Source organism: Lentibacillus sp. Marseille-P4043 (genome assembly GCF_900258515.1).
Lineage (GTDB): Bacteria > Bacillota > Bacilli > Bacillales > Amphibacillaceae > Lentibacillus_C.
The window spans coordinates 2,578,724-2,603,112 of record NZ_LT984884.1; the positions used below are offsets into that span (position 1 = coordinate 2,578,724).

The 24,389-nt window shown below is 38.2% G+C and carries 26 protein-coding genes; 24 read left to right on the plus strand and 2 right to left on the minus strand.

Annotation, left to right across the window (positions count from 1 at the left end; all coding sequences use genetic code 11):
* Positions 1-571 precede the first annotated feature (571 nt).
* The 23 genes from spoIIIAA (at position 572) to spo0A (ending at position 20,192) form a co-directional block, all read left to right on the plus strand.
* Positions 572-1,504 carry a stage III sporulation protein AA gene (gene spoIIIAA, locus C8270_RS12625; protein ID WP_106497172.1) on the plus strand — a complete coding sequence of 311 codons (933 nt, stop codon included), beginning with the start codon at positions 572-574 and terminating at the stop codon, positions 1,502-1,504.
* The gene (gene spoIIIAB, locus C8270_RS12630; RefSeq protein WP_106497173.1) at positions 1,500-2,012 is read left to right on the plus strand and encodes a stage III sporulation protein SpoIIIAB; all 513 of its coding nucleotides are present in this window, start codon (positions 1,500-1,502) and stop codon (positions 2,010-2,012) included. The genes spoIIIAA and spoIIIAB overlap by 5 nt, the downstream gene beginning before the upstream one ends.
* A gap of 36 nt (positions 2,013-2,048) precedes the next feature.
* Complete coding sequence (gene spoIIIAC / locus C8270_RS12635) at positions 2,049-2,255, plus strand: stage III sporulation protein AC (RefSeq protein WP_106497174.1); 207 nt, start codon at positions 2,049-2,051, stop codon at positions 2,253-2,255.
* A gap of 6 nt (positions 2,256-2,261) precedes the next feature.
* Complete coding sequence (gene spoIIIAD / locus C8270_RS12640; RefSeq protein WP_106497175.1) at positions 2,262-2,654, plus strand: stage III sporulation protein AD; 393 nt, start codon at positions 2,262-2,264, stop codon at positions 2,652-2,654.
* Between the two features lie 92 nt (positions 2,655-2,746).
* Positions 2,747-3,922 carry a stage III sporulation protein AE gene (gene spoIIIAE, locus C8270_RS12645; protein WP_106497176.1) on the plus strand — a complete coding sequence of 392 codons (1,176 nt, stop codon included), beginning with the start codon at positions 2,747-2,749 and terminating at the stop codon, positions 3,920-3,922.
* 11 nt (positions 3,923-3,933) lie between these two features.
* Positions 3,934-4,560: a stage III sporulation protein AF gene (gene spoIIIAF / locus C8270_RS12650; RefSeq protein WP_106497177.1), complete on the plus strand. Its 627-nt coding sequence runs from the start codon at positions 3,934-3,936 to the stop codon at positions 4,558-4,560.
* The gene (gene spoIIIAG / locus C8270_RS12655; protein WP_234028560.1) at positions 4,557-5,195 is read left to right on the plus strand and encodes a stage III sporulation protein AG; all 639 of its coding nucleotides are present in this window, start codon (positions 4,557-4,559) and stop codon (positions 5,193-5,195) included. Before spoIIIAF ends, spoIIIAG begins: the two co-directional genes overlap by 4 nt.
* A 12-nt stretch (positions 5,196-5,207) precedes the next feature.
* Positions 5,208-5,768 (plus strand): SpoIIIAH-like family protein, encoded by a 561-nt coding sequence (locus C8270_RS12660; RefSeq protein WP_106497179.1) that lies wholly within the window; start codon positions 5,208-5,210, stop codon positions 5,766-5,768.
* A gap of 360 nt (positions 5,769-6,128) precedes the next feature.
* Positions 6,129-6,638, plus strand: a complete 510-nt coding sequence (gene accB / locus C8270_RS12665) for an acetyl-CoA carboxylase biotin carboxyl carrier protein (protein ID WP_106497180.1) — start codon at positions 6,129-6,131, stop codon at positions 6,636-6,638.
* Positions 6,639-6,652: 14 nt separating this feature from the next.
* Positions 6,653-8,014: an acetyl-CoA carboxylase biotin carboxylase subunit gene (accC, locus tag C8270_RS12670; protein WP_106497181.1), complete on the plus strand. Its 1,362-nt coding sequence runs from the start codon at positions 6,653-6,655 to the stop codon at positions 8,012-8,014.
* A gap of 10 nt (positions 8,015-8,024) precedes the next feature.
* The gene (locus C8270_RS12675) at positions 8,025-8,423 is read left to right on the plus strand and encodes an Asp23/Gls24 family envelope stress response protein (protein WP_106497182.1); all 399 of its coding nucleotides are present in this window, start codon (positions 8,025-8,027) and stop codon (positions 8,421-8,423) included.
* Between the two features lie 829 nt (positions 8,424-9,252).
* Entirely contained in the window at positions 9,253-9,633 is a 381-nt protein-coding gene (nusB, locus tag C8270_RS12680) for a transcription antitermination factor NusB (protein ID WP_106497183.1), read from the plus strand.
* A 15-nt stretch (positions 9,634-9,648) separates the two neighbouring features.
* Positions 9,649-10,500 carry a bifunctional methylenetetrahydrofolate dehydrogenase/methenyltetrahydrofolate cyclohydrolase FolD gene (gene folD / locus C8270_RS12685; RefSeq protein ID WP_106497184.1) on the plus strand — a complete coding sequence of 284 codons (852 nt, stop codon included), beginning with the start codon at positions 9,649-9,651 and terminating at the stop codon, positions 10,498-10,500.
* A complete protein-coding gene (xseA, locus tag C8270_RS12690) occupies positions 10,497-11,852 on the plus strand; it encodes an exodeoxyribonuclease VII large subunit (RefSeq protein WP_106497185.1) in 1,356 nt (451 codons plus the stop codon). Before folD ends, xseA begins: the two co-directional genes overlap by 4 nt.
* Entirely contained in the window at positions 11,839-12,072 is a 234-nt protein-coding gene (locus C8270_RS12695) for an exodeoxyribonuclease VII small subunit (protein ID WP_106497186.1), read from the plus strand. Before xseA ends, C8270_RS12695 begins: the two co-directional genes overlap by 14 nt.
* Before the next feature lie 2 nt (positions 12,073-12,074).
* Positions 12,075-12,959, plus strand: a complete 885-nt coding sequence (locus tag C8270_RS12700) for a polyprenyl synthetase family protein (RefSeq protein ID WP_234028561.1) — start codon at positions 12,075-12,077, stop codon at positions 12,957-12,959.
* Between the two features lie 766 nt (positions 12,960-13,725).
* Positions 13,726-14,322, plus strand: a complete 597-nt coding sequence (locus tag C8270_RS12705; RefSeq protein ID WP_106497187.1) for a hypothetical protein — start codon at positions 13,726-13,728, stop codon at positions 14,320-14,322.
* A gap of 13 nt (positions 14,323-14,335) precedes the next feature.
* Positions 14,336-15,163: a TlyA family RNA methyltransferase gene (locus C8270_RS12710; RefSeq protein ID WP_106497188.1), complete on the plus strand. Its 828-nt coding sequence runs from the start codon at positions 14,336-14,338 to the stop codon at positions 15,161-15,163.
* A gap of 150 nt (positions 15,164-15,313) precedes the next feature.
* Positions 15,314-15,763 carry a transcriptional regulator AhrC/ArgR gene (gene ahrC / locus C8270_RS12715; RefSeq protein WP_106497189.1) on the plus strand — a complete coding sequence of 150 codons (450 nt, stop codon included), beginning with the start codon at positions 15,314-15,316 and terminating at the stop codon, positions 15,761-15,763.
* Positions 15,764-15,786: 23 nt separating this feature from the next.
* Complete coding sequence (gene recN, locus C8270_RS12720) at positions 15,787-17,538, plus strand: DNA repair protein RecN (protein ID WP_106497190.1); 1,752 nt, start codon at positions 15,787-15,789, stop codon at positions 17,536-17,538.
* A gap of 190 nt (positions 17,539-17,728) precedes the next feature.
* Positions 17,729-17,887 (plus strand): hypothetical protein, encoded by a 159-nt coding sequence (locus C8270_RS20015; RefSeq protein WP_158701710.1) that lies wholly within the window; start codon positions 17,729-17,731, stop codon positions 17,885-17,887.
* The gene (gene spoIVB, locus C8270_RS12725) at positions 17,888-19,171 is read left to right on the plus strand and encodes a SpoIVB peptidase (RefSeq protein ID WP_106497191.1); all 1,284 of its coding nucleotides are present in this window, start codon (positions 17,888-17,890) and stop codon (positions 19,169-19,171) included.
* Between the two features lie 241 nt (positions 19,172-19,412).
* Entirely contained in the window at positions 19,413-20,192 is a 780-nt protein-coding gene (spo0A, locus tag C8270_RS12730; RefSeq protein ID WP_106497192.1) for a sporulation transcription factor Spo0A, read from the plus strand.
* 45 nt (positions 20,193-20,237) lie between these two features.
* Here the strand turns inward: spo0A and C8270_RS12735 are convergent, their stop codons facing one another.
* Positions 20,238-21,608, minus strand: a complete 1,371-nt coding sequence (locus tag C8270_RS12735; RefSeq protein ID WP_106497193.1) for an aspartate kinase — start codon at positions 21,606-21,608, stop codon at positions 20,238-20,240.
* Positions 21,609-21,812: 204 nt separating this feature from the next.
* Positions 21,813-22,046, minus strand: a complete 234-nt coding sequence (locus C8270_RS12740; protein ID WP_106497194.1) for a DUF2627 domain-containing protein — start codon at positions 22,044-22,046, stop codon at positions 21,813-21,815.
* 136 nt (positions 22,047-22,182) lie between these two features.
* Here C8270_RS12740 and C8270_RS12745 point away from each other — a divergent pair, with 136 nt between their 5' ends.
* Positions 22,183-24,258, plus strand: a complete 2,076-nt coding sequence (locus C8270_RS12745) for a sigma 54-interacting transcriptional regulator (protein ID WP_106497195.1) — start codon at positions 22,183-22,185, stop codon at positions 24,256-24,258.
* Positions 24,259-24,389: the final 131 nt, after the last annotated feature.

Below are 24,389 nucleotides of genomic sequence, written 5' to 3' on the forward strand. Positions count from 1 at the left end.
GGGCGGCTGCTGAGCCTCCTCGTGCTAACGCACTGCGGGGTCTCACCTAGGCCTTTCCTCCCGCTGGAGTCTACGCGTATTTCCTCCACTGGTGTTGTGATTTAAAAACTCATTACATTCAGCTATTGCTTGAGTGAATTTCTGTTCAAGGGAGAAAAAGTCCGTGTAATGTTAGAATCCATGGCTTTTCCCCTGTCGATAATCAGAGCTCCACTACTAGCGGAGGCAGAATACGTAGACTTCTGCGGGAACAATGGTTTTCGGTGGGGCGAGTTAGCGCAGCCCCAGCACGAGTCTGAAGACCCCGCAGCGGCGGTTTTCCACTTCGGAGGCTGAAGCCGTGCCCGCGGAAAGCGTAGTGTTTTCCTGTAGCGGTTGTTAAAGCTCCGAACTTGATTTCTAGTTATTGCACATAATATATCAACCACGAATTAAAAAGCAATAAACATTACGAAAAGAGCCTTTTTTTATCTGCTGCTTCACAATTTCCTCTTCTAATGTAAAGCTAGTCATAATTTTTCCAGCCCAACATACTATTGATAATAAAGCTATTGCAAGGTGAGGACATGCTATGGAAGAAATTCTACGCTTATTTCCTGAATTAATCAGGAAACATGTACAAGCAAAAATAGGAAAACGATGGGAAGCATTACAAGAAATACGCTTTCGATTAAACAAGCCAATCGAACTTGTATTTGACCATCAAACAGAATGGCTAACAGAGATAAAACCAAGTCAGAAAGATGGCTTGCATGTTCTTAATCAAATCAGTCAGTTCTCTTTATACCGACTGGAAGATGAATTACGGGAAGGATATGTCACGATAGAAGGTGGTCACCGGGTTGGACTTGCCGGTAAAGTCAATACAATCAATGGTTCCGTGAAGGCAATTCAACATATTGCATTTATGAATATACGAATTGCCAAGGAAAAAATTGGTGCAGCAACTACTATTTTACCTTATTTACACGGGGAAAATTATGCGAACACGTTGATCGTTGGTGCACCACAAACTGGGAAAACGACAATTATTCGTGATTTAACACGCTTGATCGCCTCAGGCTGGCGTAATGTACCGGCAAAGAAAGTAGCCGTAATCGATGAACGTTCGGAAATCGGTGCCTCGTTAAAAGGTATACCACAACACAATTTGGGTTTTCGGGCGGATGTAATGGATGCTTGTCCTAAAGCGGAAGGCATGATGATGATGATTCGATCGATGTCGCCCGATGTTCTTGTTGTTGATGAAATTGGTAGCAAACAAGATGTACAAGCGTTGATGGAAGCCATTCACGCTGGTGTTGTCGTAATTTGTACGATTCATGGACAAACATTATCCGAATTGAAAAAAAGACCCTCATTGCATGTCTTGTTTCACCATCATGTTTTCGAACGGATTGTTGTTTTGAATAAACAGAAAACCCCTGGCCAGGTGAATGCTATTTATGATCAGCACGAGCATAATATATTTTCTAAAAAATATATGGGGGTGACTCCTTATTAAATGGATTGGGGCACTTCTCTTAATCGGGACTACAACATGGATCGGGTTTGAGGTTAGTAAACGATTAGACAACCGTCCGAAACATATTAGACAGTTAAAAAATGCGCTGCAAATATTAGAAGCAGAAATATTATATAGTCAATTGCCATTGCAGGATGCTTTTACGATCATCGCCAAACAAGTACCGAATCCAATGAAGTCATTTTTTCAATCATTAAGTGATGGGATGCAAAAAAAGGGTATCGAGCTGACAAGCTTATGGGAGCAAAGCGTAAATCGATTAATGCAGGAATCAAGTTTAGGAGATATTGAGAAAGAGATTATTTATCAATTTGGTCAAACACTAGGCCAGCACGACTTTACACAACAACAAAAACAAATCCAACTAACCATCAGCCATCTTGATCGTGAGTTAGCTGAAGCCAGGGATAACAAATATAAATACAGTAAAATGGCGAAAAGTTTAGGGATTTTATGCGGGTTGTTTATCGTATTATTACTAATTTAATTATGAATTTCCTAAGGTAAGGAAAGGGGTACTTCCATGCTGACTGATGCAACCATATTATTTCAAATTGCTGGGATTGGGATAATTGTCGCAATCATACATACGATTATGAAACAAATGGGAAAAGAAGATATCGCCCATCTGGCAACAGTAGTCGGTTTTATTCTTGTCCTAATTATTGTGGTCAATGGCCTTGCAGATTTATTTCAGCAAATTAAGTCTGTATTCCTGTTCCAGGGGTAATCGTGCATGGATATCATACAAATTGTTGTGCTTGGAATTGTTGCGAGTATCTTATATATCGTGTTAAAGGATTTAAACACATCATTCGCCTTTTTCCTTATTTTGATTACGGGAATTATTATTTTCTTAGCGATCATCCAACAAATTGGTGCCGTTTTTCAATTGCTTGAAACATTGGGTGAAAAAGCAAATATTGATGGAATGTATATGGAAACGATCTTAAAAATCATCGGTATTGCCTACATTGCGGAACTCGGAGCAAATCTTACCAAAGACGCAGGACTGGGATCTGTTGCAGCGAAGATCGAACTTGCTGGAAAAATTTTTATTATCTTGCTAGCAATTCCAATCATAACCGCTGTCATTGAGGCAATCGTGAATTTTTTACCAACCAACTAATTATGAGCAAATGCGCGCTGGGGCTCAACGGGGTTTGCCCAGTCTGAGAATAAATTAGATCTCAAATTTTAAAAAGGAGCATATGTTGATGGATGAAACAAGCTAACCGAATTCTTGTCGTCTTATTTGTTCTTTTGCTGTTTACCGGGGGTCAATCTACCGTTTTCGCCACTTCTGATTCCAATAAACTGGAATCAGCTGTGCTTGATGAAATTTCGTTAGAAGGTATTCAAAAATATTGGGACGGGCTTGTTAGTGATTATAGTGGGTATATACCAGAATTAGAAAAAACAAGTTTGTATGAGTTTATTAAAGATAATGGGTCTTTTTCAATAAAAGACATCCTTTCAGGTATTCTGAAATATTTATTTTACGAAATTATTTTAAATGGAAAACTGTTGGGATTACTGCTAATGCTCACGTTGTTCTCTGTCATGCTGCAGACGATGCATACTGCTTTTGAACAGAATGCTGTGAGCAAAATCGCCTATTTTGTGGTATATCTAGTTTTGCTTTATTTAGCATTGAACAGCTTTTATTTAGCATTTTCCTACACAAAAGATGCGATTGAATCGATGAGTAATTTTTTGATTGCGTTATTACCACTAGTTTTAGGGCTTATGGCCACATTTGGTAATGTTATATCTGTTTCATTTTTTCATCCAATTATTGTATTTCTCATCTATGTGAGCGGTGTACTTGTGTCAAAGTTTATTTTGCCGCTTTTATTTTTATCGGCGTTGTTAATGGTGATTAGCAGTCTCAACGATAATTATAAAGTGACCCATTTGGCAAATTTATTTAAATCAGTGGCACTTGGAGTACTTGGAGTGTTTTTAACGATCTTTATTAGCGTCATGTCTGTACAGGGGGCTGCGAGTGCTATCCAGGACGGGGTGGCAATGAAGACAGCGAAGTTTATAACTGGAAATTTCATCCCGATAGTTGGAAGGACATTTACGGATGCTGCTGATACCATTTTGAGTGCTTCCTTACTGTTGAAAAATGCGGTTGGTATCGTTGGATTGATTATTATCGTTTTTCTGGCGTTATTTCCAGCGATGAAAATTTTCGCGATTGCGCTCATTTATAAAATCGCAGCTGCGGTCCTGCAGCCAATTGGTGATGGACCAGTGATTACCAGTTTAAACGTAATTAGCAAACATATTTTCTACATTTTAGCATCGTTGTTAGCTGTCACATTAATGTTTTTCTTGGCAATTGTCATATTAGTAGCTGCCAGCAATATTACCTTACTGCTGCGCTAGGGGTGGTCTGAGTGGATGTACTCATACAATGGGTAACGCAAATAGTCGTTTTTTTAATTGTAGCGATGATCATTGATCTTATTATTCCAGCTACTGCGATGAAAAAATATATCAAATTGGTTGTTGGGCTTATTTTAATTTTAATTTTTTTGAAACCTGTTTTTTTTCTGTTTGATATGAACGTTGAACAAGCATTGGAAACGTCATTTTCGCAACTTACAGACGGAAAAAGGGATACAGAATCAATGGAAAATTCTATCGAAATGCAAAAAAGTGAAATACAAGACACACAACGTGCATATATTTTAGAAGAAATGGCTGTCCAATTAAAAGATCTAGCAAAACCATCACTAGCAGAAAACTATCAAGCTGAAATTCAGGACATCAATTTTCAATTTATCGAAGAAGCAGAGCCGCCATACGACTATGAAGATCTAGAGGAAGTCATTGTATATCTTGGTCAAATAGAAAACGAGGAGGGAGCAGTGAGTATAGTTGAAAATATCGAGATTGATACCAAGGACCCAGTAATGGATGAAGATGAACAAGATGTGCAGGAGGTTAAAAAGTTACTAGAGGATGAATGGGAGATTAATGCGGAGAAATTAACGCTTGTATGGGAAGGAGGGTCACCTTGAAAGAAAAAATAAGAAACTTCTTCAGTGAAAAAAAACTTGACAGTAAAATTAGAAACCCGTCAAAGAAAATCAAATATTTAATCGTGCTTGGTTTACTTGGATTACTATTAGTCATTTTAAGCAATGCACTTTCTTCCCCATCCAATGAAGGACAAGAGGAAATGGTTCCTATCAATCCAACTGACCAGGAAGCAGAACGTACACTATCCAAGAAAGACGACTCTACTACTACAGACGTTGGAGAAATAGAAACGAGTTATGAAAAAGATTTGCAAGCAATGTTAGCTAAAATTCAGGGTGTATCCGATGTGGAAGTAATGGTCAACCTCGACTCTACCAAAGTGAAAGTATACGAAAAAAATTTAATCACCGGTCAGCAAACGACAGATGAATCAGATAAAAGTGGCGGCACAAGGGAAATAGAAGATGACACCAAAGAAACACAAGTTGTTTTAGTAAGGCAAGGAGATAAAGAAGTTCCGCTATTAATTCAAACGAAAAAACCGGAAGTACGAGGTGTCTTTGTAGTCGCAAAAGGTGTAGACCATGCAACAGTAAAAAAATGGGTGATTGAAGCTGTCGCAAGAGTACTTGATGTTCCAACACATAAAGTTTCTGTAATGCCAAAAAACTAAGGAGGATGTAACATGCTAAAAAAACAGACCGTTTGGCTTTTAACCATGTTAAGTTTGATGATTGTCCTAAGTGTTTATTACATGACGTCACCTGATTCCGAAGAAGTTGCCTTTTTGGAGAATGGAAAGGAAGAAGCTGACGAAACGGCAACAACTGAACAGACTGAAGGGGAAGATGCGAAGGTTGATGAGATCACGAATATGGGTGAGGACGAGTTGTTTACCAATATCAGATTGGAAGTACAGGACGAACGAAGTAAACAAATTTCCCGACTAGAAGATGTTGTTGCATCGAGTACAGCGAGTACAGAGGAAAAGAACCAAGCATATGAGGATATAGAAGTATTAGAGCAACGTGGGAAAAAGGAATCGATTTTAGAGGAGTCCATCTTAGCAACTGCAGACTATCAAGATGTGTTAGTCCGATTTGATAAAAATGATGAGAATATCGTTCATGTTAATGTTAAGGTTGACGAGCTGCCAAAGCAAGAAGCAGTCAACATTATGCAAATGGTCCGTGATGAATTCGGCGAAATTCAAGTTGATGTTAATTACCAGCCAGCTGAAGGTTAAACGAACAAACCCAGGGTATTCAAACTCTTATCTTATTAGATAGGAGTTTTATTTTTTTAATTCTACTGTTCGCAAAATAAAGTTATTATTGCTATAATTATTGTGAAAACGTTTTACATAGTTACTCAACTTTCGCAGCGGAAAGAAACGGTAGAATGTGGCTTGGTAGAACACATACTACTACAATTAATGTTAGTAAATGCGAAAGTTGAGATAGTTACAGATAGGACGATAATTCAACTCGGAAGTATTCACTTAATCATTTATGGTTGATATAGTACAAGTATTTATCGTAAAATGTTAAGAGGAGTTATTAGTACCTGTTATTAATTTTTTTGAAAAACTGAAGGGGTGCCAGAAATGTTAAAAGTACAAGAAATTCGTGAGATAATCAAACTTATTGATCAATCATCAATTGATGAATTTAGTTATGAGGCAGATGGAGCGACTGTTTCACTGAAAAAGTCATCTGGAAATGTATCCGTGCAACCAGTCGAACAAGTAGTGAATACAGTTGAAAAGCCTGTTGAAGTTAAAAAACAAGAAGTAAAACAAGTTGAAGCAGAACCAGAAAAAGAAACACCAGTGAAAGAAGCAGAAGAGACTCCAACACAAACAACCGTTGATTACGATTATGAAGTTGAATCACCAATGGTAGGTACACTTTATATGTCGCCATCTCCGGAAGCAGATCCTTATGTGCGAAAAGGGAGCCCGGTGGAAAAAGATACCGTTGTTTGTATTGTGGAAGCAATGAAGTTATTTAATGAAATTGAAGCAGAAACGAACGGAGAAATCGTGGAAATTTTAGTGGAAGATGGCCAACTAGTTGAATATGGTCAACCACTATTTAGAGTGAAGACTAAATAAGGGGACGAAAACATATGATTAAAAAACTGTTAATTGCTAACAGAGGGGAAATTGCCGTTCGGATCATACGCGCATGTAAAGAACTCGATATTGAAACAGTTGCTGTGTATTCTGAAGCTGATAAGGATTCATTACACGTCCAACTGGCAGATGAGGCTTATTGCATTGGACCGACATTAAGCAAAGACAGCTACCTTAATTTCACCAACATCATGAGTGTTGCTACCTTAACGAAGGTCGATGCTATTCACCCTGGATATGGGTTTTTAGCGGAAAATGCTGATTTTGCAGAGATCTGTAAAGCATGTCATGTGACGTTTGTTGGTCCTACCCCAGAAGCAATTCAAAAAATGGGCATAAAAGATGTTGCAAGAGAAAAAATGAAAGAGGCAAATGTTCCGATTGTTCCGGGGTCTGAAGGTGTAATTGAAACAGAAGAAGAAGCAATGGAAGTTGCCAAAGAAATCGGCTATCCCGTCATTATTAAAGCAACTGCAGGTGGTGGCGGTAAAGGAATTCGTGTTGCAAAGGACCAGGAAGATTTAATTAAAGGGATTCGGATTACCCAAAAAGAAGCTGAAACAGCATTTGGTAACCCTGGTGTTTACATTGAGAAATTTATTGAAGACTTTCGCCATGTAGAAATTCAAATTTTAGCCGATCAACATGGAAATGTTATACACTTAGGGGAGAGAGACTGTACCATCCAACGAAGAATGCAAAAATTAATTGAGGAGTCACCATCACCAGCATTAACACCAGAAATTCGTGCGAAAATGGGTGAGGCCGCAGTTAAGGCAGCAGAAGCAGTTGACTATGTTGGGGCTGGAACAATTGAATTTATCTTTGATCGAACAACGAATGCATTCTATTTCATGGAAATGAATACACGAATCCAAGTGGAACATCCAGTTACGGAAATGGTAACAGAGATCGACTTAATAAAAGAACAAATCAAAATCGCAAACAATGAAAAATTATCATTTAAACAGGATGATATTGAATTTAATGGTTGGGCGATTGAATGTAGAATTAATGCGGAGAATCCATTTAAAAACTTTATGCCTTCACCGGGAAAAATTAATCTGTATTTACCACCGGGTGGATTTGGCGTTCGGGTTGATTCGGCCGCATATCCAGGCTATTCCATCCCGCCATACTACGATTCCATGATTGCTAAGTTGATAGCTTACGGACCAACGCGTGAGGAAGCAATTAATCGTATGAAGCGATCATTGGATGAATACGTTATTGAGGGAATTCACTCAACCATTCCGTTTCACCGGATTATAATGGATCATGATGTTTTTGTTAAAGGCGACTTTAACACGAAATTTCTTGAAGAGAATCCGATCGAGGAAATTGAAAACAAATAGGAGTGATCACATGAGTGAACAACCATTGTTGGATGTAAGTGATGATGCAAGTCTAGGTACAGTAGAAATCGCACCAGAAGTAATTGAAGTCATAACGGGCATTGCCGCATCTGAAGTAGAGGGAATCTCATCCATGCGCGGTAATTTTGCAACAGGTGTCGTTGAACGTTTTGGCAAGAAATCACACAGTAAAGGTGTCAAAGTAGAATTAACAGATACGGGAATCTTAATTGATCTTTACGTCGTGTTAAACTTTGGTGTTTCGATTCCAGAAATCGCCCAAAAACTGCAAACAAATATTAGGCAAACGTTAAAAAATATGACAGCATTGGAAATAGCGGAAATAAACGTTCATGTCGTTGGTATCCAAATGGAAGAACAGGAAAATATAGAAAATAAAGACGAATAAATAAAACCAAGGCTGATAGGAGTTGAACCTATCAGCCTTGGTTTATTTATGATCTTTTTTCTGTGGTTTTTGAAGAAATAAACTTGGCTCTTTCGTAATGTTTGTTGCTTTTTAATTCGTAGTTGATATAAAACGCGCAGTAATGAAGTTCTCTTTGGTGACACTTTCTTCCCGTTCCAATGGTATATGAGTGCTTGGATTCACTCCGTCAGAATACTCCGCTTTCCATGGGCACGGCCTCAGCCTCCTCGGAAGCAAAGAGCGCTTCCTTGAAAAAGAAAACCACTTTTTCTGCGTGCGATGTAATACCACTGAAGTTTTCCTTGTCCTGCGGGGTCTTCGGACTCGTGCTGGGGCTGCGCTAACTCGCCCCACCGAAGACCATTGTTCCCATAGGACAAGGGATGCTTCGGCAGCGTTACATCGCACGCAGAAAATCGAACTGTATTTTCAAGGAGTCTACGTATTCTGACTCCGCTAGTAGAAGTTCCCTAATTTTTGTGTAGATATAGCATGTATATAAAGTAATAGCACTTACTAGCGAAGGGAAACACGGAGACTCCTGCGGGAACAGCACGTGTCTGAAGACTTCGAAGCGACGGTTTTCCGCTTCGGAGGCTGAAGCCGTGCCCGCGGAAAGCGTAGTGTTTTCCCGTAGCGGTTGTCAAATCTCCGAACTTGATTTCTAGTTATTGCACATAATATATCTATTGTGTAACAACCAATCATAAAGTTTTAATACAGTAAAATCAAAAGCTATTGTTCTTCTAGCATTGGAAAAGTAATCATGTTATTATTTGTAGAGATATATTAAAAGGAGTAATGATTGATGAAACGTCATACAGCGAGAGAAAATGCCTTCCAAATTCTATTTCAATTGGATTTGAACGAGTTTGATCCAGTAAAAGCAGCAACAGAACATTTAGAAACCGACCATGTCGATGCATTTTTAAATAACCTTGTACAAGGAGTTGCCAATTACCAGACAACGATCGACAACACGATTTCAGATCATTTAGAAAAGTGGTCCATGGAACGTATCGCTACAGTGGAAAAAACAATTTTACGAATTGCTACATATGAAATACGTTATTTGGAAGATATTCCAACGAATGTTTCCATCAACGAAGCTGTTGAATTAGCAAATAAATATGGAGATGAAAAATCCGGTAAATTTGTTAATGGGGTTTTATCAAAAATCGTAGCCTAAGAGGGGATGAAAGCTATGTCTGCAGAAGTAATTAACGGAAAAGAATTAGCAGCCGAACTTAAACTAGCTATGAAAGAAGAAGTGTCTGAGTTAAAAGAAAAGGGACTCACCCCGCATTTAACGGTGGTTTTAGTTGGTGATGACCCAGCATCAAAATCATATGTGAATGGGAAGAAAAAAGCTTCAAAAGAAACAGGTATATCGTCAGACATCATTGAATTGCCTACTTCAACAACAGAAACCGAACTGCTGCAATTAATTGATAAACTAAATCATGATCAAGCGATCCATGGTATTTTGGTGCAGCTTCCTTTACCAGAACATATCAAGGAACAGTCCGTAATTGAAGCAATCGATCCCCAAAAAGATGTTGATGGTTTTCATCCAATTAATATTGGCAGAATGATGGCAGGTAAGGATACATTTTTGCCATGCACACCATTTGGCATTATCACGATGTTAAAATCAAGAGACATTCAAATCGAGGGGCGTCATGCAGTGATCATCGGCCGAAGCAATATCGTTGGCAAACCAGTTGGCCAATTATTGTTGAATGAAAATGCGACGGTTACCTATTGTCATTCCAGAACAAAGGGTTTGCAAAGCTTTACGAAAAATGCTGATATTTTGATTGTTGCTGTTGGAAAAGCAAATGCAATTCATGCTGAGGACATTAAAGAAGACGCAGTTGTTATAGATGTTGGTATAAATCGTGTAGAAGATGGAACATTGACAGGGGATGTTGATTTTGAACAGGCTAAGGAAAAGGCTTCCTATATAACGCCGGTTCCAAGAGGTGTAGGACCAATGACAATTACCATGCTCTTAAAAAATACGATTAAAGCGGCAAAAGGGTTAGAAAATTGAACGATAAATATTTAACGGTTACTGCACTGACAAAGTACATTAAGCGTAAATTTGACACGGATCCACATCTGAAAAATATTTGGCTAAAAGGTGAAATATCAAACTTTAAACACCATAGCCGTGGCCATATGTATCTGACAATTAAGGATGAGAATACCCGGATACAAGCAGTCATGTTTGCAGGTAACAACAGACGGCTGAAATTTAATCCGGAGAATGGCATGAATGTATTGATAAGGGGCGAAATTGGCGTTTTTGAACCATACGGCCAATACCAATTGTATATTCAGCAAATGGAGCCAGACGGAATTGGCTCATTGTATTTAGCTTTTGAACAATTAAAAGAGAAATTACATAAACAAGGCTTTTTTGATGAGACAATCAAAAAGAAAATACCAACGTACCCTAAACATATTGGTGTCATTACTTCGCCAACTGGGGCTGCTGTTCGCGATATTATTACAACGATTAAGCGACGGTACCCAATTGTTACTACTACTGTCATTCCAGTATTAGTACAAGGCCAAAATGCTGCTGCTTCGATCAAACGAGCAATTGAATTTGCGAATGAAAAAGCGGATTTTGATGTGTTAATTGTTGGTCGTGGTGGGGGTTCAATTGAGGAATTGTGGAGCTTCAATGAAGAAATGGTTGCACACGCTATTTTCCATTCAAAGATCCCCGTTATTTCTGCAGTTGGTCATGAAACAGATATAACTATTAGTGATTTTATTGCGGATTTGCGAGCACCTACACCAACAGGGGCGGCGGAATTGGCTGTACCTTCACAGATTGAATTGAAAGAAAAAGTTTCCGGACTGACCCGTTCCTTAACAAAAGCCTTAACGACAACGATGAATAATTCGCAGCTTCAGTTAAAGCGGATGAAAGACTCTTACGCCTTCCGTTATCCGGAACAACTTGTTATTCAAAAGGAACAGGAACTGGACAAGCAAGTAGAACGACTAGAAAAAGCATTTAACCAATTTATCCAATCAAAAAATGACTCTCTGAAAAATATTGAAAAACGGTTTATCAATCAACATCCACAGAGTCGGGTTAATCAATTGGAAAAGGAATTGAACCAATTCGAGAAGCAAAATACGTATTTTATGAAACAAATTATCGATAAGAAATCGGTTCAGTTTACAACAACGATTGACAAATTAGCTCTATTGAACCCATTGGAAACGATGAAACGTGGTTATGCGATCCCTTATTCTCATAATGGCGAAATTATAAATTCTACCGAAAAAGTAGGGAAGCATGACACGATCACTGTTCGATTATCAGACGGGACATTAGCGTGTGAAGTGTTAGAAATAAAGGAGGAGACCAATGGAAACACATGAAGAGACTTCCTTCGAGGAGGCAATGCTGGAGTTGGAAAAAATCGTCGAACGGCTTGAAGAGGGCGATGTACCTTTGGAAAAAGCTATTTCGTACTATCAGGAAGGTATGAAACTATCCAAACTATGCAATGATAAATTAAAACAAGTACAAGCAAAAATGACACAAATAATGAACGAACAGGGTGAAACAAAGCCCTTTGAAATCCAGGGGGAAGAATAAACGTGCAACAACAGCTTGAGAATTATATCGATGTCAATAAAAAACTAATCTATGATGAACTAGTTCAACATCTTGATAAAATGCCAATCCCCAACCAACTGAAAGAGTCTATGTTATATTCCACGGAGGCAGGTGGAAAACGGCTTAGGCCAATTCTTTTAATCGCAAGTTTTGAATCCTATAGCGATGATAAAAAGTTTGTACTATCTACGGCAGCGGCACTAGAAATGATTCACACGTATTCGCTCATTCATGATGATTTACCTGCAATGGACAATGACGATTACCGTAGGGGAAAACCAACAAACCATCGTATTTTTGATGAAGCAACTGCCATCTTGGCTGGTGATGCTTTATTAACGTATAGTTTTGAAATTATTTCGAATGATCCCTTGCTAACGGATCAACAAAAGGTTGTTCTTCTTAAGATGTTAGCTCAAGCTAGCGGACCCAAAGGGATGGTTGCCGGACAGATTTTAGACATGGAGGCGGAGAACCATGCCGTTTCACTAGAACAATTAGAAGAAATTCATGCACGTAAGACGGGAGAATTAATTAAGTTTGCTATTACAGCTGGTGCTTATATCGGTGGTGCCTCAACAGAGCAATTAGAGTATCTGGGTGAGTTTGCCGATTATTTAGGCTTAATTTTTCAAGTTCAAGATGATATATTAGACGTGACTGGGGATCCAGAGAAATTAGGAAAACCAGTTGGAAGTGATGAAGGTAATCATAAAAGCACTTATCCGAAATTACTAGGGATAGAAGGTGCTATCAAGAAAAAAGAACAATATGTAGAAAAGGCAAAAACAGCCTTGCAACAAGCAATGGCTGATGATTCCTATCTAATGGGATTAACAGACTATTTTAGTAAGCGGGATAGCTAATTCCAAATAGAATTTTTTCGCATATTATGTTATAATAATTACAAACGGAATGGTGCAGTATTCTAGTCAGCCCTCCGCTCCTGAAGGCGGGCCTAAAAATCCGCCAAAGGGCACATCGATGAAGTTCCTTGTGTTGGCTTGAGGCGCCCAGCCTTGGGTCAGTGCTGGGAGTTAAGGTTTTAGGGCGATCCACAAAGGCATGTGGGCGTTGACCCTATTACCGCGGAGGCCCATATCTGTAGTGATTGCTAAGCCTAGTAATCACTATGGAATGGGGTATGAACCTGCAATTGTAAGGTAAGGGACAACTTACAAGCAGCGTAGCCTGCCTTGAGTGGTACTGAGAGGATTGGACTTTAAAAAAGCAAACGAGGTGGCCACTTGTTTGACTATTATTTTCTCCATGAAATCAGGACTGCAAAAGAGGCTAGGGAACGGTTAAAGGTTGCTGAGGAAATCTCCTAGACTGTTCTAATGGACCTATAAAAGGGATTATAGTGTGGACTAAGTGGTAATCCAGTCTAGCTTTTGGTGACGAGGCTAAGGTAGCTTTAATGGGGAACCGCCTATATGGCAACATAGGGTAGCTATCTGGGAAAACCTACTGGACCTAAGCCACAGTTTTTACCTTTTATGGGACCATTCCGTACTTACATACTTCGCTGTGGACTTCCCCCACATGAAACAAGAAAGTCTACTAGTTGCAAGGGAATTATTTTAGACGAAATTAGTTATCTATATAATAGATTAAAAATTGAGGTAGAGAATGAAATCACATATAAAAAGCTCGATTAAATTTAGTTTAACCATCGCCGTTATCACCTTTGTGCTAGCGGCTATTTTTGCAGTTATCTCACAATCTGTCTTAAGTGACGTGATGTGGATCATTGGTTTAGTTATTGTCTTACTTATTGTCTTAATTGGTGTGGTATTCGACATGCTTGGCATAGCTTCAACTTCAGCCGATGAAAAACCATTTCATGCGATGGCAGCGGAAAAGGTAAACGGGGCAAAAGAATCAGTCGCGATTATTCGTAATGCCGATAAATTTGCTAGTTTCTGTAATGATGTTATTGGTGATATTTCTGGAATTGTTAGTGGTACAGCATCAGCAATTGTTGTACTCCAAATTGCCAAATTAACCGGTAATGGTGAAGGATCACCAACACAAATTACATTGCAGGTTCTATTAACAAGTCTTGTCGCTGCTTTGACAGTCGGTGGAAAAGCACTCGGTAAATACTTTGCAATTAACGCTTCAACGAATATTGTTTTTTTTGCGGGAAAATTAATTTCAATTGTGGAAAACAAGTTAAAAATTCGTGTCTTACCAAAAGCAAACAAAACAAAAATGTCAAAATAAAGGACTATATGATATGGCTAAAGTTAGGTTAGATGTTTTATTAGTAGAAAAGAAATTAATCGAAACGAGAGAAAAAGCTAAACGTGTCATCATGGCTGGTTTGGTCTTTTCCGAGCAACAACGTCTAGATAAACCTGGGATGAAGGTGGACGAGACGATTCCATTAACTGTAAAAGGGAAATTGATCCCCTATGTTGGTCGTGGTGGATTAAAACTGGAAAAAGCACTGAACCATTTTTCTATTTCAGTGAAGAATAAAATAATGGTCGATGTTGGATCTTCTACAGGGGGTTTTACCGATTGTGCCTTACAAAATGGTGCAACATTAAGCTATGCCATTGATGTTGGATATAATCAATTGGCTTGGAAGCTGAGAAGTGATGAACGAGTCATCGTGATGGAGAGAACGAATTTCCGTTATGTGACACCTGAAATGCTGCAAAAAGGGATACCTGATTTTGCTACTATTGATGTATCATTTATCTCCCTAAAACTCATTTTGCCGGTTTTAAAACAGTTATTAGCGGAAAATAGTGATGTTATCGCATTGATTAAACCACAGTTTGAGGCGGGGCGTGACCAAGTTGGGAAAAAAGGAATTGTCCGTGATAAAAAAGTACATCTTGCCGTGTTATCACGCATTATTTCGTATGCCTTATCTGAAGGATATCAATTGTTTGATGTGACCTATTCTCCAATTACGGGTGGCGATGGGAATATAGAATTTCTAGCGCATTTTGGCTGGAAACATGAAAAAGTAGGAATTACTGTAACAGATGACGAATTAAGTCAAGTAGTAGATGAAGCACATCGCAATTTTACCGAGGTAAATAAACCGTAGGACTGCAGTATGTGTAGTCCTTTTCTATTGTAAGAGGTTATTCAAAAAGTCCGGTAAAAATGACACATCGAATTTCTCGGTCCTTTTTATCCTCCTTTTTGAACACGCACTTTAAAGAGTTTAACTTTTATTTTTTTATGGGGGAATAGTATGAGTAAGATTCAACGTCACATAAAAATACGGGAATTAATTACAGAAAATGATATCGAGACGCAAGATGAATTAGTCGATGAGTTAAAAAATTTGGGGTTCAATGTAACGCAAGCAACTGTTTCTCGTGACATCAAAGAACTTCATCTTGTGAAGGTCCCAACTGGTACAGGTGTATATAAATATAGCCTTCCAGCTGATCAACGATTCAATCCCTTAGATAAATTAAAGCGCTTAATTATGGATGCTTTTGTTAAAATTGATCATGCAAGTCATTTTATCATCTTAAAAACACTTCCGGGAAATGCACATGCCATTGGTGTCTTGATTGATAATCTGGATTGGGAAGAAATAATGGGCACGATATGTGGTGATGATACATGCCTGATTATTTGCCGGACGGAAACAGAATCAGAAACCATTAAAAATCGGTTTTTAAGTATGTTATAACATGAATAAGCGGGGTGAATTACGTGCTTACTGAATTATCCATTCATGATTTTGCAATTATAGATAAATTATCGATAACCTTTAATGACGGACTCACAGTATTGACTGGAGAAACAGGTGCGGGGAAATCCATCATCATTGATGCAATTCAATTGTTAGCTGGTGGTCGTGGTTCCGTTGAATTTGTTCGACATGGTACAAAGAAAGCAGAAATTGAAGGGCTATTTAGTATTGATTATAAAAACCATCCGATTTATAAAGCTGGGCAGCAATATGGAATTGATATTCAAGATGAAATGGTTGTCTTACATCGAACCATAACGGCAAATGGGAAAAGCATTTGTCGGGTAAATGGAAAATTGGTCACGCTAGCGATTCTAAAAGAGTTTGGTAAAACCCTTATTGATGTTCACAGTCAACATGAAACACAGGCTTTGCTGGACCCAATCAATCATATTGACTTGCTTGATTTATATGATCAGAAGGCAATTATAAAATCCAAAGATGAATACTCACGTCTGTTTGACAAACTTCAGACACTTAAGAAACGTTATAATAAATTAAGTGAAAATGAACAGGAAATAGCGCATCGTCAGGATTTATTGGAATTTCAGATGAATGAACTTGAGCAAGCGGGACTTTCACCGAACGAAGATAAGGAACTGGAAGAAGAACGAGATAAGTTGGCGAATTTTGAACGCATTTATAAAGGTGTTCAGGACGCATACAATGCATTATACGGCGATCAAAAGGGTATCGAGTGGTTGAGTATAGCAAGCCAAGCATTACAGGACAATCGTTCATATGACAACTTTATTGCTGAAAAAGCAGAAGAACTGTCTAATCATTATTACATCATTGAAGAATTAACATTTGAATTGCGGAATTATAGTGAAACATTACAATATGATCCCCAGCGGTTAAATGAAATTGAAGCGAGACTAACTGAAATTAATCGGTTAAAGAAAAAATATGGAGCAACCGTTAATGATATTATCGATTACATGGGAAGAATTGAGGAAGAATTAGAGCAACTGACAAATAAGGATTCCCATTTATCAAAACTTGCCGAGCAGATAAAAGAGACGGAACAAGATACTTATTTAGAGGCGAAACAACTACATGATATCCGCGAAAAAGCTGCTAAATCATTAACAAAGGCCATTCATCGAGAACTAAAGGGACTATATTTAGAAAAAGCAACATTTTCCATTGCATTTGAATCAAAAAAGGAGACTGATCCAACCACGAAAGAGTCTGTCATTAAATTACATAAAAATGGTTTTGATTATGTTTACTTTCTCATTTCCACAAATCCGGGAGAGCCTTTAAAAGAGTTGAATAAAGTAGCATCTGGTGGGGAATTATCAAGAATCATGCTTGCTCTTAAGAAGATTTTTGCAAAACACCAAGGTGTGACGAGTGTTATTTTTGATGAAGTTGACACAGGTGTAAGTGGCAGGGTTGCTCAGGCGATAGGAGAGAAGATTTACCATATTTCCACAGAATCGCAGGTTTTATGTATTACTCATTTACCACAGGTTGCGGCTATGGCAGATACACACAAATTAATCGAGAAACTGGAAAAGAGTAACCGTACATCAACAACCATTTCTGAATTGACCAGTAAGCAAACAATTGAAGAATTAAGTCGCATGATCACTGGAACGAAATTAACTGATACCGCAAAAGAACATGCAAAAGAAATGCTTGCATTAGCTGCATCCTATAAAGAAAATAAAGCGGATAATTTTACTGAAAAAGCCAGAAAATAGAGTATCTGGCTTTTTTATTTTGGCTATTTTATAAAAAATTGGGACTGCGGTTACTCCCCCCCATCAAAAACACTTGCACAATAGTTATAAAATGCAAAGAACATTATTGCGACATCCCTCCCGTCCTTTATAAAACGAGTGCTATCCGGGGCAATAATATTGGAGCCTTTATTTTGGATAATCATCACTAATGGAACAAACGTATCGGTATGTTGATTATACGACCTTTTTAAAAGGAAATGATACACATATTTTCTTTTCTTTCACTAGTTTAAAACAAAGCGCGTTCGGTCAAATTAGAAGTACAGAGATAAAATGGTATGGGTTTGGAACGAGGAGAGTGAAATGATTGAAAAACACAAACAAAATTCGCATATTGGTTGGTGTACTGCTGCTTATAACTTTATTAGCGGTTCCGTTTTTTACACCTGTAAAGCAATACCTTTCCATACCCAATGATATTGTAACCTTTGATAACCAATCTCCAATAGAGGTTCCAGCATTAGGTGATAACGTTAAAATTGATTCAACTGATGAAAATATGCAAGCAATAGACTCCTCTGTATTTTATACAAAAGAACCTGGAAATAGTCAGTTAGTTTATGACGTAGCAGGGCTTCCAATTAAAAAAGTTGATGTCTCGGTTCTAGATGACATTAAAGTAGTACCCGGCGGACAATCCATTGGGGTACAGCTTCACACATTAGGTGTCCTCGTTGTCGGCCATCATCTTGTAAAAGGCGAAGCTGGTTCCATGTCACCAGGTGAGAAAGCAGACATAAAAGTTGGCGATGTGATCCTTAAAATTAATGGAGAGCCAATTAAAGAAATGGCTGATGTAAAACCATATGTTGAAAAAGCTGGTGAAAATCATGATCCGTTGAATGTCACAATAAAAAGAGGGAAAGAAACAATAGAAACGACGCTTGATCCGGTAAAAGATGAAAAAGCAAATGAATATCGAATTGGCCTGTATATTAGGGATTCAGCTGCCGGTATAGGGACAATGACGTTTTATGAACCTAAATCAAAAAAATATGGTGCATTAGGACATGTCATATCTGATATGGATACGCAAAAACCAGTGGAAATTCATAATGGATCGATCGTTGGTTCTAATGTGACCTCGATTGAAAAAGGTAATAACGGTACTCCGGGTGAAAAACAAGCTGAGTTTTCTGCTAAAGATGACAAGTTAGGTTCAATCACGAAAAATAGCCCATTTGGTATTTTTGGGAAATTAAATGAACCGATTACGAATGATGAATATGATAAACCAATGCCAATTGCTTTATCCCATCAGGTGAAAGAAGGACCAGCCAAAATTTTGACGGTTATTGATGGTGAGGAAGTGGAGGAATTTGACGTTGAAATCGTGAGTAGTGTTCCACAAAAGTACCCAGCGACAAAAGGGATGATTATCCAAATTACGGATAAAGAATTGTTAGAAAAGACCGGTGGAATTGTCCAGGGTATGAGTGGAAGTCCAATTATTCAAGATGGTAAAGTGGTCGGAGCAGTAACACATGTGTTTGTCAATGATCCAACATCCGGTTATGGAGTCCATATTGAATGGATGTTACAAGAGGCCGGAATTAATATTTACAAATCAAAAGAAGAAAAGGCAAGCTAGCCGTCAGAATGTCTGCCCAAAAGTGTAGATCATACATTTTTGGGCAGTTTATTTGTGTTGAAAAATATTTTTCGACAAACAAATGAAATCAATGTCGGTTTTTATCAAAAAACGAAGTAAAATAAAGCTTAAACGAGTTTTTGCAAAAAAAATTAAAGTTTTTTTAATAAAAAAAGGATATTTAATACTTATGTCGAATACATTACGTGGAAGCTCGAATGATTAAAGGAGGAACGGTTTAGTGGAAAAAATATCAGTTTGTTTAGTTGACGACAACAGAGAACTTATTCAATTAATGGAAGAGTATTTCGATAACCAGCCGGATATTGAAATAATTGGTACGGCTTTTGATGGCCGAGATTGTTTGGAGTTACTGGAGGACATCGATCCGGATGTTTTGATATTAGACATCATTATGCCACATGTAGATGGGCTTGCGGTACTTAATTCACTAAAAGGTATGGAAAGAAGTAAAGATCCACATGTCATTATGCTGACAGCGTTCGGTCAAGAAGAAGTTATGAAAAAAGCAGTGGATTTAGGTGCTTCTTATTTCATCTTAAAACCATTCGATCTAGACAACTTAGCTGATCAAATTCGTCAAGTACAGGGAAATATGATTGCACATACGAAAACGAAAAAAGTAAACAAAAAAGAGCGGAAGAAAAAAGATTTGGAGGCAAGCATTACAAACATAATTCATGAGATAGGGGTTCCAGCACATATTAAAGGGTATATGTACTTACGAGAGGCGATTACAATGGTTTATAATGATATAGAGCTGTTAGGATCAATTACCAAAGTATTGTACCCAGATATTGCTAAAAAATATAACACGACAGCCTCTAGGGTGGAGCGAGCAATTCGTCATGCCATTGAAGTAGCTTGGAGCCGTGGTAATATTGATTCAATTTCAGCCTTATTCGGTTACACGGTGAGTATTTCCAAAGCCAAACCTACGAACTCTGAATTTATCGCAATGGTTGCTGACCGCTTACGGTTGGAACATAAGGCAAGTTAACTTATAAAAAAAGGTCAGACTCTCGTGGGGGAGCCTGACCTTTTTTTAAATTAACACTGTTGTTTTTTCTTCTTGAAAAAATGCAGAATACAATGATTGAACGGCACGGGTTAAGTCCTCTTCTTGAATACCGAACATCATGGAAACCTCTGATGATCCTTGGTTGATCATAACCATATTAACATTTGCATCGGTAATGGCTTTTGTAGCTTTTTGGGCAACTCCAATTGTACTTATCATTCCTTCACCAACAACCATGACCATGGCCAGATTACGGTGTATTTTAATCGTATCGACATGTAGTTCGTCTTGCAATCGTCTTAGGATAACTTTTTCTTTTTCTTGGGTTAGTTCACTTTGGCGAATAACGACAGACATATCGTCAATACCAGAAGGTGCGTGCTCAAACGAAATATGTTCATCTTCAAATAGTTGCAATAATTTCCGCCCAAATCCTAATTCCCGGTTCATAAGGTATTTGCTGACGTATAAGCTGCAAAATCCAGCATCACCTGCTATTCCGACGACACATTGTTCATTAGGCTTCTTTTCTGCAACAACCATTGTTCCGGGTGCGTCAGGGTTGTTTGTGTTTTTGATACATACTGGTATTTTTTCTTTAAAAGCGGGAATTAATGCTTCATCGTGAAAAACAGAAAATCCAGCATAGGATAATTCCCGCATTTCTTTATAGGTGATTGTTGAAATTTGTTTAGGTTGGTGGACAATTGCTGGATTAACGGCATATACAGAGTCAACATCTGTGAAATTTTCATACAGGGATGCTTTCACACCGGCGGCTACAATGGACCCAGTAATGTCGGATCCGCCTCTAGAAAAGGTTACTAACTTCTCGTTTTCTGTATAACCGAAGAATCCCGGAATGACGAAAACTCCATCGTTTTCTCGCAATGTATAAAGTTTTGAAAAGCTCTCTGGCAATACTTGTGCATTTCCAGGCTCATCACTTACCATAATTCCCGCTTCTTTTGGATCGAGAAAAGTGGCTTCAAGATCTAATGATGCTAAATAGTTACTTAACACTTTTGCTGAAAAAACTTCCCCTAATGATTTAATCGTATCCATTTTAAGAGTAGATGGTACATTGCTTTTCAATGTCTCGCGGATCGTTTGTTCCATCTCTTCTACAATTGTTGTTGAAAGCTTCAGTTTATTAACCATTTCTGAAAAACGTTGCATGATAATTGGCACCAGTTCGTCAAAGGGTTGGTTTTTTTCATGGCGGCTTGCTATTTCAATTAACATGTCGGTTATCTTAAAATCATCTTTATCGCGTTTCCCTGGAGCAGATACCACGATAAATTTTCTGTCCGGATCATTACGGATGACCGTTGCTACTTTTTCGATTTGTTCAGCACTAGCAACCGAACTCCCACCGAATTTTGCTACTTTCATAAACATCTCCCCATTGTTTTAAGTTTTCTAATAATGTTACAAATAGTATCATATTACAGCCAATTTGTGAACAAAGGGAGAAAGATTTTTTGCAAAACTAGGAAAAGCGAGAACATCTGTTTAGTGGCGCTGAACTGCCACAGCCTGATTGTCTCGGGAAAATAAAAAAGGATGCCAAATTTATTATTCAAGCATCCTTTACACTTATTTTTTTTTACTTTTTTTCGGTGCTTGACGCTTTCGATCGCGGTGGACAATAAATCCACCAATAAAAGCTAATCCACCAACAAAAAAGATAAAGCCAATAAAAAATTGCAGGCCTGTGTGAAGAAAAATAAAATTAAGTTCATTAAATAATGAATCCCGCATAAGTTTTATGCCATATGCTGCGATTAGTCCGGGAATGACTAAAATCATGACGGCAATAATACGAATCATACCTGTTCCCCTTTATTTATCATCATGATTTTAGTATATCAAATGCATGGTAAAATAGGAATAATAACGGAAATTTGCTAAAACGTGCAGAATATAATATGATAAATATATGCAAAAAATTGCAAGGTGGGGTATAATGAAACGGGTGCTCATTGTTGGCGCAGGTAAGGGTGGTAGTGCATTATTAAAACTTTTATCGGCTACACAACGGATGGAAATGGTTGCTGTTATTGATATAAACAAAGAAGCAAGCGGATTAGCTCTTGCTGAACAATACCAAATTCCTACCGGTCAAAATTGGAGAGAGTGGATCCATCAAAAAATCGATATTGTCATAGAAGCAACTGGAAATGAGCACGTGCTTGATGAATTATTGGCAACAAGCAGCGGAAAAACAGTTGTTATTCCTGGTACAATCGCGTACATAATAGCTGAATTAATGGAAGAAAAAGAAACCTTGCTAAACCAAATAAAATTGCAAATGCGAAACCAGGAATTAATTTTAAATAATATTCGTGATGGCATGATTGTGGTGGATAACCAAGGCATTGTTCGATTTGTTAATAATAGTACGGAACGCATTATGGATGTTTCCAAAGATAGTTTTGAAGGCCAGCTAATTACCGATGTGATCGCGCAGAGTAGATTGCCACAGGTGCTCTCAAGTCGTCGAAAAGAAGTGAATCAACGATTAGTGTTGGAAAATGGTAAGCGGGTAATTACAACGAGAATACCAATGATTAATGCAGAAGATCAGTTAATTGGGGCCTTTGCCGTTTTTAAAGACATTACGGAAGTGCTTGATCTAGCAGAAGCGAATACGGATCTGACGGAAATAAAAACAATGCTTGAAGCAATCATTCAATCTTCAGATGAGGCAATTAGTGTCGTTGATGAAGATGGGAAAGGCATTATGATTAACCCGGCCTATTCGAGAATAACTGGATTAAAAGAGGCTGAAGTAGTGGGTAAACCGGCGACTGTAGATATTTCAGAGGGCGAAAGCATGCACATGAAAGTATTGAAAACCCGTCGCCCAGTACGTGGGGTGCGAATGAAAGTTGGTCCCGCAAAACGAGATGTGTTAGTTAATGTTGCTCCGATAATCGTGGAAGGCAAAATAAAGGGGAGTGTCGGTGTTCTTCACGATGTTTCCGAAATTAAAACATTAACAAGTGAACTAAAGCGGGCCAGACAGATTATTCGTAATTTGGAAGCGAAATATACGTTTGATGACATCATTGGAACATCATCTGAAATGAAATTAGCACTGGAACAAGCGAAAGTAGGTGCGAGGACCCCTGCAACTGTGCTATTAAGAGGCGAATCTGGGACAGGCAAGGAATTATTTGCCCATGCGATTCATAATGAAAGTGACCGGAAGCATAATAAGTTTATCCGTGTTAATTGTGCGGCTATAGCGGAATCCATTCTAGAAAGTGAATTGTTCGGGTATGAGGAAGGCGCGTTTTCAGGTGCCAAACGTGGCGGAAAAAGAGGGATATTTGAAGAAGCGAATATGGGTAGTATTTTCCTTGATGAAATCGGTGAGCTTTCTTTGAATATGCAAGCCAAATTGCTTCGGGTACTGCAGGAAAGTGAAATTGTGCGTGTTGGTGGAACGGATCCGATTACCATTAATGTTCGAATCATTACCGCGACAAACAGTAATCTGGAAAAGGCAATCATGAAAAAGTCCTTTCGGGAAGATCTTTATTACCGTTTAAACCGATTACCGATTTATATTCCGTCTTTACGTGAAAGAATTCCGGATTTGTCCCCTTTAATAGATCGTATTATTGATAAAACAAATCAGGATTATGGTAGAAATGTCCGTTCCATTTCTGAACCCGCATTAAAAAAGTTAGCAACCTATCAATGGCCTGGAAATGTTCGGGAATTGGAGAATGTAATTGGACGAGCAATGATTTATATGGATATGAATGAGGAAGTCATCCAAAAAGAGCATATTCCTAGGTTGACAACTGGTCAAGTAAATCCAGATAATCATGCTGCTGCTAGTAACCAATCAGGACTAACATTGCAACAATCGTTGGATCAATATGAAAAACAGGTTATCGCTGATGCCTATAAACGAAACAACTATAACAAAACAAAAACAGCGAAAGAGCTCCAGGTATCCATACGTAATCTCTATTACAAGATGAACAAATATCAGATTGAAAAAAATAGCACGCAAGATTCTTCATAAGTGCAAAAAGTTGCATGGTTATAAACCGCTAAAATAAAGCGCTTTCAATTAAAATAGACTTGGCACGATTCTTGCAATAGTTAGAATGGGTGTGTTTCGGCGGGAAATCATCCAATTATTCGCACCATTAA

What these genes read in the sequence shown, in the direction of transcription:
- spoIIIAA (WP_106497172.1), top strand. Translation starts at nt 572, where the DNA reads ATGGAAGAAATTCTACGCTTATTTCCTGAATTAATCAGGAAACATGTA.
- spoIIIAC (WP_106497174.1), top strand. Translation starts at nt 2,049, where the DNA reads ATGCTGACTGATGCAACCATATTATTTCAAATTGCTGGGATTGGGATA.
- spoIIIAD (WP_106497175.1), top strand. Translation starts at nt 2,262, where the DNA reads ATGGATATCATACAAATTGTTGTGCTTGGAATTGTTGCGAGTATCTTA.
- spoIIIAE (WP_106497176.1), top strand. Translation starts at nt 2,747, where the DNA reads ATGAAACAAGCTAACCGAATTCTTGTCGTCTTATTTGTTCTTTTGCTG.
- C8270_RS12660 (WP_106497179.1), top strand. Translation starts at nt 5,208, where the DNA reads ATGCTAAAAAAACAGACCGTTTGGCTTTTAACCATGTTAAGTTTGATG.
- accB (WP_106497180.1), top strand. Translation starts at nt 6,129, where the DNA reads ATGTTAAAAGTACAAGAAATTCGTGAGATAATCAAACTTATTGATCAA.
- accC (WP_106497181.1), top strand. Translation starts at nt 6,653, where the DNA reads ATGATTAAAAAACTGTTAATTGCTAACAGAGGGGAAATTGCCGTTCGG.
- C8270_RS12675 (WP_106497182.1), top strand. Translation starts at nt 8,025, where the DNA reads ATGAGTGAACAACCATTGTTGGATGTAAGTGATGATGCAAGTCTAGGT.
- nusB (WP_106497183.1), top strand. Translation starts at nt 9,253, where the DNA reads ATGAAACGTCATACAGCGAGAGAAAATGCCTTCCAAATTCTATTTCAA.
- folD (WP_106497184.1), top strand. Translation starts at nt 9,649, where the DNA reads ATGTCTGCAGAAGTAATTAACGGAAAAGAATTAGCAGCCGAACTTAAA.
- C8270_RS12695 (WP_106497186.1), top strand. Translation starts at nt 11,839, where the DNA reads ATGGAAACACATGAAGAGACTTCCTTCGAGGAGGCAATGCTGGAGTTG.
- C8270_RS12705 (WP_106497187.1), top strand. Translation starts at nt 13,726, where the DNA reads ATGAAATCACATATAAAAAGCTCGATTAAATTTAGTTTAACCATCGCC.
- C8270_RS12710 (WP_106497188.1), top strand. Translation starts at nt 14,336, where the DNA reads ATGGCTAAAGTTAGGTTAGATGTTTTATTAGTAGAAAAGAAATTAATC.
- ahrC (WP_106497189.1), top strand. Translation starts at nt 15,314, where the DNA reads ATGAGTAAGATTCAACGTCACATAAAAATACGGGAATTAATTACAGAA.
- C8270_RS20015 (WP_158701710.1), top strand. Translation starts at nt 17,729, where the DNA reads ATGGAACAAACGTATCGGTATGTTGATTATACGACCTTTTTAAAAGGA.
- C8270_RS12735 (WP_106497193.1), bottom strand. Translation starts at nt 21,608, where the DNA reads ATGAAAGTAGCAAAATTCGGTGGGAGTTCGGTTGCTAGTGCTGAACAA.
- C8270_RS12740 (WP_106497194.1), bottom strand. Translation starts at nt 22,046, where the DNA reads ATGATTCGTATTATTGCCGTCATGATTTTAGTCATTCCCGGACTAATC.
- C8270_RS12745 (WP_106497195.1), top strand. Translation starts at nt 22,183, where the DNA reads ATGAAACGGGTGCTCATTGTTGGCGCAGGTAAGGGTGGTAGTGCATTA.